The organism is Acinetobacter sp. YH12236, assembly GCF_013417645.1.
Classification (GTDB): domain Bacteria; phylum Pseudomonadota; class Gammaproteobacteria; order Pseudomonadales; family Moraxellaceae; genus Acinetobacter.
On the sequence record NZ_VPDM01000009.1, the window covers coordinates 55,263 to 67,468 of the forward strand.

The 12,206-nt window shown below is 44.4% G+C and carries 9 protein-coding genes; 3 read left to right on the forward strand and 6 right to left on the reverse strand.

The features are described 5' to 3' along the window. Positions 1 to 8 precede the first annotated feature (8 nt). Together FTV14_RS05785 and FTV14_RS05790 are read right to left on the reverse strand one after the other, a co-directional pair. A complete protein-coding gene (locus FTV14_RS05785) occupies positions 9 to 1,985 on the reverse strand; it encodes a MacB family efflux pump subunit (protein ID WP_180053518.1) in 1,977 nt (658 codons plus the stop codon). 2 nt (positions 1,986 to 1,987) lie between these two features. Next, positions 1,988 to 3,361 (reverse strand): MacA family efflux pump subunit, encoded by a 1,374-nt coding sequence (locus tag FTV14_RS05790; RefSeq protein WP_180053519.1) that lies wholly within the window; start codon positions 3,359 to 3,361, stop codon positions 1,988 to 1,990. A gap of 600 nt (positions 3,362 to 3,961) precedes the next feature. Between FTV14_RS05790 and FTV14_RS05795 the strand changes: the two genes are divergently transcribed. Beyond that, complete coding sequence (locus tag FTV14_RS05795; RefSeq protein WP_180053520.1) at positions 3,962 to 4,411, forward strand: bacteriohemerythrin; 450 nt, start codon at positions 3,962 to 3,964, stop codon at positions 4,409 to 4,411. On the opposite strand, the gene holA is transcribed toward FTV14_RS05795, so the two are convergent. The 4 genes from holA to FTV14_RS05815 form a co-directional block, all read right to left on the reverse strand. Continuing rightward, complete coding sequence (holA, locus tag FTV14_RS05800) at positions 4,408 to 5,406, reverse strand: DNA polymerase III subunit delta (protein WP_180002366.1); 999 nt, start codon at positions 5,404 to 5,406, stop codon at positions 4,408 to 4,410. The two genes, FTV14_RS05795 and holA, sit on opposite strands and share 4 nt — an antisense overlap. Before the next feature lie 9 nt (positions 5,407 to 5,415). After that, positions 5,416 to 5,949, reverse strand: a complete 534-nt coding sequence (locus tag FTV14_RS05805; RefSeq protein ID WP_180010862.1) for a hypothetical protein — start codon at positions 5,947 to 5,949, stop codon at positions 5,416 to 5,418. 229 nt (positions 5,950 to 6,178) lie between these two features. After that, positions 6,179 to 8,800, reverse strand: coding sequence for a leucine--tRNA ligase (gene leuS / locus FTV14_RS05810; protein WP_180053521.1), 2,622 nt, complete (start codon positions 8,798 to 8,800; stop codon positions 6,179 to 6,181). Positions 8,801 to 8,921: 121 nt separating this feature from the next. Beyond that, positions 8,922 to 9,272: a DUF4124 domain-containing protein gene (locus FTV14_RS05815; protein ID WP_180025124.1), complete on the reverse strand. Its 351-nt coding sequence runs from the start codon at positions 9,270 to 9,272 to the stop codon at positions 8,922 to 8,924. 681 nt (positions 9,273 to 9,953) lie between these two features. Here FTV14_RS05815 and FTV14_RS05820 point away from each other — a divergent pair. Continuing rightward, positions 9,954 to 11,681, forward strand: coding sequence for an acetolactate synthase 3 large subunit (locus FTV14_RS05820; protein ID WP_004782089.1), 1,728 nt, complete (start codon positions 9,954 to 9,956; stop codon positions 11,679 to 11,681). Then, complete coding sequence (ilvN, locus tag FTV14_RS05825) at positions 11,678 to 12,169, forward strand: acetolactate synthase small subunit (RefSeq protein WP_004782091.1); 492 nt, start codon at positions 11,678 to 11,680, stop codon at positions 12,167 to 12,169. Before FTV14_RS05820 ends, ilvN begins: the two co-directional genes overlap by 4 nt. The last annotated feature ends 37 nt before the right edge of the window (positions 12,170 to 12,206 follow it).

Below are 12,206 nucleotides of genomic sequence, written 5' to 3' on the forward strand. Positions count from 1 at the left end.
CAGATTCCTTATTCTCGAGAAAGTGCATCGACTGGATTCAAACGGGCTGCATTACGTGCCGGGATAAAGCCGAACACAATACCGATCAGGCTTGAGCAGACAAAGGCCGCGACAATTGATGTGGTCGAGTATGCCATCTGGAAGGTTCCTCCAGCAAAATGGGTAATCAGCTGACCGATACCGAGTGACAGCAATACGCCTAAAATACCGCCCAGAATACAAACCAGAACAGCTTCAATCAGGAATTGCTGCAGAATGTCACTTTGGCGCGCACCGACCGCCATCCGTACCCCGATTTCCTGAGTACGTTCAGTCACGGAAACCAGCATAATGTTCATCACACCAATACCACCGACCACTAGGGAAATGACGGCGATAGCCGAAACCAGAAGCGTCATGGTCTGAGTAGTTTCTTGAATGGTTTCACGAATACTGTCGGAGTTTTGCGTAAATACATCCTGCGCGCCGTGACGTTGGACCAGTAAATTCAAAATGGCATTTTCAGCAGCTGCACTCGGATATTCATCCTTAATACGCACAATGATCTGACGTACATTCGGTTGACCCAGCATACGGCTCATGACCGTAGAGTAGGGCAGATAGACATTCAGGCTATCATTATTTCCCATCATGCCTTTTTGCGCATCAATGACGCCAATCACCCGGCTCGGTACACTGCCTAAGAGCAGTACCTGACCGACAGGATTGGTGCCATCCGCAAAGAAAGTATTTTGGGTGTTGGTATCAATCACCACATCCTGTGCCTGCTCAGTGATACTTTCCTTATCAAATGGCTGACCTGATTTAAAGGTCATACCTTTGACATAGAAGAAGTCTTCACTGACGCCGTTGACGGTAGTTGATGCTTCAATCTCTTTGAAGCGTCCGGTGACACTGCTGTTAACTGATGGGCTGACCCCATCCACATAAGGCTGTTCTGCCAGTGCATCGGCATCAGCGGGAATTAGCGTCTTGGATTGGGAGGAACGTGAATTATCCCCGAAGCCCCGGCCCTGGAACACGGTAATGGTATTAGTACCAAGACTGCTGATATTCTCCAGAATCTGCTTTTGTGAACCGTTACCGAGCGCAACGACCGAGACCACCGACGCGATCCCGATAATGATGCCGAGCATGGTCAGGAAGGTCCGCATCCGGTGTGCATTCATGGCCAATAAAGCCATACGGAAAGCTTCACCGAGACGGTCTACCGCGGAACGCCAGCTCGAGATTTTCTTCTGTTCATTTCGAACCAGATTTTCTTTCTCGAAACCATCATCAACTTCAGGCACATTCGGTTTATCTGAAATAATATTCCCGTCTGAAATCTCGATAATACGCGTCGCATTTTTTGCCACGTTATGATCATGTGTGACCAGAATAATGGTATGACCTTTGGCATTCAGCTCACGCAGAATCCGCATCACTTCAATACCGCTATTCTTGTCGAGTGCACCGGTTGGTTCGTCGGCAAGAATCACGTCACCGCCATTCATCAGGGCACGGGCAATCGAAACACGCTGCTGCTGACCACCAGACAATTGACTCGGACGGTTCTGGGTTTTTTCACCCAAGCCCAAATCAGTCAGTAATTTGACAGCACGTTCGTGACGGGTATCTGAATCTGCACCGGCATAAATTGCAGGAACTTCGACGTTACCTGCCGCACTTAAATCACTGAGCAGATGATAACGCTGGAAAATAAAGCCGAAATATTCACGACGTAACTGCGCTAGTTCATCAGCTTCAAGTTCGCGGGTTTCACGGCCTTTAACTTTATAGCTGCCCTTGGTCGGCTTATCCAGACAGCCGAGAATATTCATCAGGGTGGATTTACCGGAACCGGACTGACCGACAATAGCGACCAGTTCGCCCGGATAAATCTCCAGATTGACCCCTTTGAGAATCTGGACCGTGCTTTCACCCGCAGGGAATTCACGAACCAGATTTTTGACCTCGAGTAGAGGTTGCTGTTGTTGATTCATGCTTACATTCTCATTGGGCCGGCGCCACCAGGACCGCGGCCACTGCCGCCACGTTTAGCACCGTCATTAGAAGTATCAGAGCCATCTGCAATCACAACTTGATCACCACGTTTCAAGCCTTTGATCACTTGTGCAGTAACACGGTTATTCAGACCAATCAGGACAGGGGTTGGTTTTGCTGTACCGTCTGCCTGCAATACACGAACCATGGCACGCTGAGCTTTGCCTTGTTCAATCAGGGCACGTTCAGCATCAGAAAGTTCTAAGCGAGGAGGACGGTCACCTGCCGGACGTTTACTATCGCCACGGGCTTGATCCTGACCTTCGCCACGTGCAGATGGGTCACCGGCGCCGCGAGAGCCTTCACCACGATTCGGACGTTGTGGACGGTTTGAACCTTGAATGGCAGCCGCTGGAACAGTCAGTACATTACGTGCTTCATCAAGAACAATATAGACTTGCGCCGTCATATCAATGCGCAGCTTGCCATCTTCATTCGGTACATCAAACAGGGCGTTGTAATACACTGCAGAGCCTGAAGTCGAGCTTGAAGTATTGGTTTCGGTATTAATTGAATTTGGTGCAGGTTCAACCTGACGAAGTTTCGCGTAAATTTTCTTGTCAGTATTCCCTAAAGTAGTGAAATACACTGTCTGGCCTTCCTGAACTTTCATGACATCGGCTTCAGAAATTTCAGCCTTAATCGTCATGGTATCCAGCTGCGCCAGTTTCACAATCGTTGGTGCACTTTGATTGGCGTTTACAGTCTGACCTTCTTCAGTCACGATCGCTACGATGGTTCCATCCATGGGTGCCACAATTTGGGTATAACCGAGATCTTCTTTCGCAGTGGCTAAAGTTAAACGTGACTGTTCGATCTGTGCATTAATCGCAGTAATATCTGCCTGAGCGGTTTTGTAGCTGGCTAATGCAGATTCCAGTTCTGAACGCGAGGTTGCATCTTGGGCATACATGGCTTGCTGACGCTTATACTCGGCTTCCACCTTGGCAAGGTTGGCCTGTTTCACGGCAAGCTGTGCCATCTGGTTTTTAATGCTGGCTTCAGCAGTCTTTAAATCATTTTCCTGACGAACAGAGTCAATTCGGGCAATTAACTGGCCTTGTTTGACCTGATCGCCGAGTTGCACATACATTTTTTTAACCTGACCCGAAACCTGGGCACCGACACTGACCATTTTGGTGGCTTCAAGTACACCAGTTGCCAGTACCGAATTTTCAATATCCCCTTGGGTCACTTCAGCTGTAATGTATTGTGGCTGCTGCTCTTTTGGTTTCAGAAAATACCAGGCAGTGACTGCCATCAGGATGGCAATTACAATCGCCATAATGAGTTTCGTAGGTTTTATTTTTGGCATATGGATTCAGATTCGGGTCGTAGGATAACAGTTGATTATAAAAGCGAAATTAGGATAAAACGTGAATTTTTTTTATTTAAAATGAGAACTATTTTCCACTGCCTGGTTTAAAAAAGCATATAAGATAAAACCTGATTTTATATAAAGGATTCATTGACCTACTCATATTGGAATCATCTTTTTTAGGTGAAATTTTATACGATTTAGCTATCCAAAAAATATTGATCATATGATGAATCAATTAAATCTTCATGGGAGTATAAAGTACTTCTCAGATAGACTGCATGCAAAAACTTGGCCACTAAATTGCTGATAAAAATACGCCATAGTGCTGCTCAATATCATGGAAGTTTTTAATGATATTTGTTGTAAAAATAATTCTGCGCTAAAGCCAACCTCTTTTATTTTTTAATCTAATTTTTCGAATGATGTGTTCTATTAAAATTTAAAAAATCTATGTTTTACATATAGATTTAAACAAATAAAGTTTGTAATATCTAATTCCATAAAAAAAATATGGGTTTATTCATTAAGAGAATATGCTCATTTAATGAGCGGAAAATAATACGACTTTACTAAGAAAATTAATGAGGTTCATAGATGGAATGGAATGAAAGTTACAATATTGGGATTGAGGTGATTGATCATCAACATCGCCAGATTCTGGACTATATAAATGCCTTAGAGCAGGTCAAAAGTACCGGAGATCGCGATAAAATCAGGGAGGTTTTAGACGATTTAATTGACTATACCCAGTCACATTTCAGCTTTGAAGAAAACCTGCTGGAACAGGTGAGTTATCAATATTTGCCTTCACATCGCGGCATACATGAATTATTTGTCAAAAAATTAAATGATTATCGTCTGAAGTTTGAGCAAGGTCAGTCCATTGAAAAAGATTTATATCGTCTTCTGTCCAAATGGCTCATCAACCATATTCAGCACGATGATCAGGATTATGTAGAAGCAGTACGGGACAATATGCTGAGCTACCTGCGAACGCAGGAGAAGAAAAAAGGCAAAGGCTGGTTCGCGAGTTTCTTTAGTTAGGCACTCGAGGATGCAAACAAGCTTTGACCGCACATTTCAGCAATGGCCTGCAAGATCAGATGTTCAGGGTTCTCTCTGGACATCCCTTTGATTGCAGCATCGATCCGGATCAAAAGCTGAGGCCAGCTTAAAAAGCGCTGTGGACTTAAACGACGCAAGGCTTGCTGATATAAGCTCACTTTAGTCTTCCAGATACCGATTTGTAAGGCATTTTGTGGCTGTTCAAATAATTGCATCAATAGACGCATTTCTTTGCTGATACTCCACAAAATCAGGCTCATCGGTTCACCTGAGGCAATCAGATACTGAAAGATCTTAATTGATTGTGCCAAATTCCCATTGAGCAAGGCATCACTCAGATCATAGGTGCTGTAACGGGACTGATCCTGCAAGCAGGCATATAGATGGTCAATCTGGATAATATCTACTTCAGCAAAGGTATCTGCGACGCGCATCAGGCTATTTTTGGCTGCCAGCAAATTGTGCTCATGATGCTGCTCTAGCCATTGCCAGGCGTCATTGGCCAGCTTAATTCCTAGTTTTTCCGCTTCAATTCCGAGGATCTGTTGACGATCTTTTGGGTAGTTGGCCACTAGCGATACATTTACGCCATTGGCATCAATGGTCTGGAAAAAGCTGGATTTCAGGCTGCTGGCATCTTGCTTCGGCATGACCACCAACAGCAGGTTGTCACTGTCCTGTTGCAGATAGCTTTTTAATAGTTTGAGACCACTGGCATCCGGTTTGATATTGCCATGCACTTCAATTGCCAGTTGGCTAGAAAATAATGACAGGCTGTTTAAAGCATTGAAGACATTTTTCCAGTCAGAGGCAGAGCTAATATCATAACGCTGGCGTTCAACTTCACGGCTTTGCCAGCTGCTACGAAAGGCATCTACCAGATTCTGTTCCAGCAAAGGCTCCTGACCATGCAACACCCAGGCACCGCGAGCTTCATTGACACGTTTTAATGCCTGGAGGTAGTCAAGTTTCATTGGGTCATCTTATTGGGCTGGTTGAGTCGAAGTTTCTGGTTTTGCCAATGGCAAACGATTCGATGAAATTTGACGGGCAATCTGCTGGGCCACATCATCAATCAGGACCTGATTTAAGAATTTTTGTTCCTGGTCATCCGTATTCACGGTTTCAATATCATATTGATAGGTACGGGTCGCAATTACCGTACGAGGTTCAGTCACCGGATTGCCTTGTGCATCTTCGATTCGGAAAGTCACATTCAGACGCAATAAGGTTTCCACCAGTTTGCCATTCAATTCTAAACGGCGAGGGGTGTAATCTAGGACACGTAAGACATAAGCATCAGGTGCATTACTCAGCTGTACTCCAGCAGCACCCAGGTAAACAGCCAGTTTTTCCTGAAGATCTTCAGTATTGTCAGGTAAGGCCAGACTCATGACTGAGTAAGCTACAGGTGCGGAACTCGGATTGGTTCCTTTTAAATGAAAGCCACAGCCAACGAGGCCTGCACTTAGACCACAAGTTAAAACAATTTCTGCTAAACGTTTGCCTAAATGCATGAGTATCCTCTTTTTCCCTCAGGGAAATATTTGAAATCCTGAACCGGATTGTAAAGTCAAAGCCCGTTGGCTGGCAACGGGCTTTGTTTGGAATTGTTTTACTTGCTAAATTTAATCCCCCTAAGTCCCCCTTTTTCAAAGGGGGACTTTCCACAATGTGTAGTGCTTCTAGGAAGCGCAGCTCCTCCCTTTATTAAAGGGAGGGTGGGAGGGATTTCTCTAAATTTATTTAAACAACAAGGTTTACAAGTTTATTTGGCACCACAATTTCTTTCTTGGTTGGACCAGTCAAGAATTGCTGAACTTCTGGCAATGCTTTGGCTTGAGCAAGAATGTCATCTTTCGATGCATCCACAGACACTTCAAGTTTGCCACGAAGCTTACCGTTCACTTGAACCACAATCGTTTGGGTATTACGAGTCAATGCAGATTCATCCACTTGTGGGAACTGTGCTTGAGTTAACTCGATTCCAAACTGAGCCAATAAAGTCTGGCTTAAGTGCGGTGCAAATGGAGCAAGCAATGTAAGAAGCGTAGTGATCGATTCACGAGCTACAGCAACGTCATTATCATCTTTCGCTTCAAATTTGTTGTTCGCATTTAATAGTTCCATCATCGCTGCAATGGCAGTGTTGAATGCATGACGACGTTCGATATCATCACCCACTTTCTGGATGGTTTCGTGAGTCTTACGGCGTAAATCTTGCGCAGCTGTAGAGAGTTTCGCTTTATTAAACTCAGTCGCGGTATTACCTTTTTCAAGGAAACCGGTTGCCAAACGCCATACACGTTTCAGGAAGCGGTTTGCACCTTCAACACCGGCATCAGACCATTCAAGTGATTGATCAGGTGGGGCTGCGAACATCATGAACACACGTGCAGTGTCTGCGCCGTATTGGTCAATAATCGCTTGCGGGTCGATACCGTTGTTTTTCGATTTCGACATTTTTTCCTGACCGCCAACAGTGACTTCTTGACCATCACCTTTGTATTTCGCAGAAGTGATACGGCCTTTTTCATCGCGTTCAAGTTCGATGTCGGCAGGGTTAAACCAGGTTTTCTTGCCTGATTCAGATTCGCGGTAATAAGTATCCGCAAGCACCATACCTTGAGTGAGCAAGTTAGTGAACGGCTCGTTACCTTGTACCACGCCTTCGTCACGCATCAATTTGTGGAAGAAACGTGCATAGAGCAAGTGCAGAATCGCGTGTTCAACACCACCGATGTATTGGTTTACAGGAAGCCAAGTTTGACCTGCTTCAGGTTTTACCATGCCATCAGTAAAGTCTGGAGATGCATAACGTGCATAGTACCAAGATGATTCTACGAAGGTATCCAGGGTATCTGTTTCACGACGTGCATCGCCACCACAGCAAGGACAAGTGGTTTCGTAGAATTCAGGCATCTTGTTCAGCGGGTTACCTGAACCGTCTGGCACAACATCAGTTGGAAGTACCACAGGCAGTTGATCTTCAGGCACTGGCACTTGACCACATTTGTCACAGTTGATCATTGGAATTGGACAACCCCAATAACGCTGACGAGATACACCCCAGTCACGTAGACGGAATTGAACTTTAACGTTCGCAAGACCTTGTGGTTCTAATTTTGCAAGGAAGGCATCAAATGCGCCTTGGAAGTCTAAACCGTCAAATTCGCCTGAATTAACCAGTTTACCGTCTTTAGAGCCGTACCATTCTTGCCATTGAGTTGCATCAAAATCTGTATCTTCTGCACCTTTGGCATCAATGACTTGCTTGATGGTTAAGCCATATTTGTTGGCAAATTCGAAGTCACGTTCATCGTGTGAAGGCACTGCCATCACCGCACCTGAACCGTAAGACATCAGTACGTAGTTTGCGATCCAGACAGGAACTTCTTCACCTGTGACAGGGTGTTTTACAGAAAGACCTGTTGCCATGCCTTTTTTCTCGGCAGTCGCAAGATCTGCTTCTGCCACAGAACCCATACGGCATTCTTCAATGAACGCTTGCAGTTCAGGGTTGTTTTCTGCTGCTTTAAGCGCCATTGGATGTTCTGCTGCAACTGCAACATAGGTCACACCCATTAATGTATCGGCACGCGTAGTGAAGACAGTTAAACCGTCTGCATAGACTTCCGGATTCGCTGAAGGGAAGGTGATTTCCATACCTTGTGAGCGACCAATCCAGTTGCGTTGCATAGTCAGGACTTGTTGTGGCCAGCCGTCTTTCAGCGTTTCAAGATCGTCCAGTAATTCTTGCGCATAATCAGTGATGCGGAAGTAGTACATTGGAATATCACGTTTTTCAACCAATGCACCTGAACGCCAGCCGCGACCATTTTCAACCTGTTCATTGGCAAGAACTGTTTGGTCTACTGGGTCCCAGTTGACTGTAGAAAGTTTACGGTAGATCAGGCCTTTTTTATAAAGCTGAACGAATAGCCATTGTTCCCAGCGATAGTATTCTGGTGTGCAGGTGGCAAATTCACGATCCCAATCTACAGACAGGCCAAGTTTCTTCAACTGATTACGCATGTAATCAATATTTTCGAAAGTCCATTTTGCAGGAGCGACCTGGTGTGCAATTGCTGCGTTTTCCGCAGGAAGACCAAAAGCGTCCCAGCCCATAGGTTGAAGCACTGTTTCACCTTTTAAACGGTGGAAACGGCTAATCACGTCACCAATGGTATAGTTACGCACATGACCCATATGCAGTTTGCCACTTGGGTAAGGGAACATCGAGAGGATATAACGACGTGGACCTTCTACAGTGTCGGCAACTTTAAAGGCTTTGCGAGATTCCCAGTCCTGCTGGACTTGAGGCTCAATCGCACTGGCTTGATATTCTGAGTCAATGTGAGTAGTCATATACGTAATACAAGAGAACGGTTAAAAAATTATGAGGCACAGCATAGCGCAAAATGCACCTAAAAGTGAATTTTGCGTACGGGATTCTGCAGGAAAAATCTAAATTGGCAGACGAGTATGATTAGAAGGCTACACGCTCAGACTGACCACGTTGTAAAGCTTCATTGGCTTCACGCTGTTGCTGCTCATTTTCAGAAACGACAGGCACAGGTGCAGATGAGTTTGAGTTACCCGTTTCGGTCTGGTTCTCATTTTCGGTTGTTCTTGCTGGGGTAGGCGCGGAATTGTTCCAGCCATAGGTTTCTACTTTGCTTTTGTGCTTGGCATTTTTAGGAGGCGGGGTTTTAGTGTAGTGAGTCACGCCTTTGGCATCGACCCATTTATAATATTCAATCGCTAAAGCAGAGCTGCTTGCTACACCTAAAACAAACGTAGTGGCAAAACTTAATGCGGTCAGGAAAGATCTTTTCATGAGTAAAAGTCCTGAAAATTTCAAGCGGTTAAATAGAGTTGTTATTGTAGAGAATTTTTTGCCATAAGATGATTTTTAATTCAATTAATTTTGTGATCAATAGCGGTCTTATGTTTCAAGCTAATGCTAAAAAAGAGTAATTTTATATAAAAAGAAATTTATTTATAAACAGTTGCATTGAATTTCTTAAAAATTCATTCAATTTTTTTATATAAGACATATTAAAAATTTATAAAATTAAAGTTTTAAGTATATGAAATTTATTAATTTAAATTAGAATTTTAAAGCTAAAAACCAGAGTTAAAGTCGAAATTGCCTGTAAAAGCAGCAAATTTTAGACGTATAAACAATAATAGCCTGTTTTTTAAACTTGACTTTAAAGGCTGAAAACACAAGAATGCAGCAATAGTTTTATATGCCTTAGATCGATCACCCTTCGAATAAGTGTCATGTCATGCAATGGGCAATTTTTCTAGCCGAAAAATTGAACAAAGCGAACAAAATATGTTTACCCCAACATGTTTTAGATCTTGTATTGCTCGAACAGCAGGTAGATCGGATTTTTTATTCCTATTGCTTTGAAAACTATGAAATTTATGTGCTATAACAGTGCAGACAGTTAATGAATGAACACTGCAAATGCCTCCCATTTGTGCAGTGAATAATATAGGGTGAATCACGTTGGAACTTCTATCTGGTGGTGAAATGCTCGTTCGCGCATTAGCGGATGAAGGCGTTGAACATGTTTTTGGATATCCAGGCGGCGCAGTACTGCATATTTATGATGCGCTATTTCAACAAGACAAAATTAATCATTACCTCGTACGTCACGAACAAGCTGCCGGTCACATGGCGGATGCTTACTCACGCGTAACAGGTAAAACTGGTGTTGTGCTGGTCACTTCTGGCCCAGGCGCGACCAATACCGTTACTCCAATTGCAACGGCTTATATGGACTCCATTCCAATGGTGATCCTGTCTGGTCAGGTTGCAAGCCATTTGATCGGTGAGGATGCGTTCCAAGAAACTGATATGGTCGGTATTTCTCGCCCAATCGTGAAGCACAGCTTCCAGGTTCGCCATGCCAGCGAAATTCCTTCAATTATCAAAAAAGCATTCTATATCGCGTCATCTGGCCGTCCAGGTCCAGTGGTTGTTGATATTCCTAAAGATGCAACCAACCCGGCAGAGAAATTTGCTTACGAATATCCTGAAAAAGTGAAGATGCGTTCGTATCAACCACCATATCGTGGTCACTCAGGTCAAATCCGTAAAGCGATTGATGAACTGATTCATGCGAAACGCCCAGTCATTTACTCAGGCGGTGGTGTGGTTCAGGGCAATGCTTCAGCACAATTAACTGAGCTTGCACATCTATTGGGTTACCCGGTTACGAATACCCTGATGGGTCTTGGCGCATTCCCAGGCGATGATCCACAGTTCATCGGCATGTTGGGTATGCACGGAACTTACGAAGCAAACATGACCATGCACAATGCAGACGTAATTCTGTGTGTAGGCGCGCGTTTTGATGACCGTGTAACCAATAACCCGGCGAAATTCTGTCCGAATGCCAAAGTCATTCACATTGACATCGATCCGGCGACCATTTCTAAAACCATCATGGCGCACATTCCAATCGTGGGTGCAGTAGAACCTGTGCTGAACGAAATGCTGAACCAGTTGAAGCAAATGAATGTGTCCAAGCCAAATCCTGAAGCGATTGCGGCATGGTGGAAACAGATTGATGAATGGCGTCAGGTTCATGGCTTGAAGTTCGATGTACCGACTGATGGTTCTATGAAGCCACAGCAAGTGGTTCGTGCTCTAGACAAAGTCACCAATGGCGAAGCGATCATCACGTCTGACGTTGGTCAGCACCAGATGTTCGGCGCGTTGCACTATCGCTATAAGCGTCCTCGTCAATGGATCAACTCTGGTGGTCTAGGTACGATGGGTGTTGGTCTGCCATATGCAATGGCGGCTAAGCTTGCATTCCCGGATCAGCAAGTAGTTTGTATTACTGGTGAAGCATCGATTCAGATGTGTATCCAGGAACTTTCTACCTGTAAGCAATATGGCTTGAACGTGAAAATCCTGTGCCTGAACAACCGTGCCTTGGGTATGGTGAAACAGTGGCAGGACATGAACTACGAAGGCCGTCACTCTAGCTCTTATGTAGAGTCTTTACCTGACTTTGCAAAATTGATGGAAGCTTATGGTCATGTAGGTATTCAGATTGACCATGCGGACGAGCTTGAGTCTAAGCTTGAAGAAGCGATGGCAATCAATGATAAGTGTGTATTTATTAACGTAATGGTTGACCGTACAGAACACGTATATCCAATGCTAGTTGCGGGTCAATCGATGCAGGATATGTGGTTAGCAAAAGGGGAGCGCACGAAATGAGACATATTATCTCTGTACTCGTAGAAAACGAAGCAGGCGCGCTTTCTCGCTTGGTGGGTTTATTCTCACAACGCGGCTACAACATTGAAACATTGAACGTTGCGCCAACTGAAGACCCAACACTTTCACGTCTGACTTTGACGACTTATGGTGATGATCACAAGATCGAACAGATCACTAAACAGCTGAACAAGCTGGTAGAAGTGGTTAAAGTGGTGGATCTGTCTGAAGGTGCACACATTGAACGTGAGTTGATGCTGATCAAAGTGAAAGCTTTAGGTGCAACCCGTGATGAAATCAAACGTACGACTGATATTTTTCGTGGTCAGGTGGTTGACGTAACACCAACAACTTACACGATTCAAATCGCGGGTACGACTGAAAAAATCGACGGTTTTATTGATGCATTAGCAGAAAACACGATTTTGGAAGTGGTGCGTTCAGGCGTATCAGGTATCGCACGCGGCGAAAAAGTACTAACCATCTAAATTTTTTAAATTATTTCCTCATTCTAATAAGAAGGGG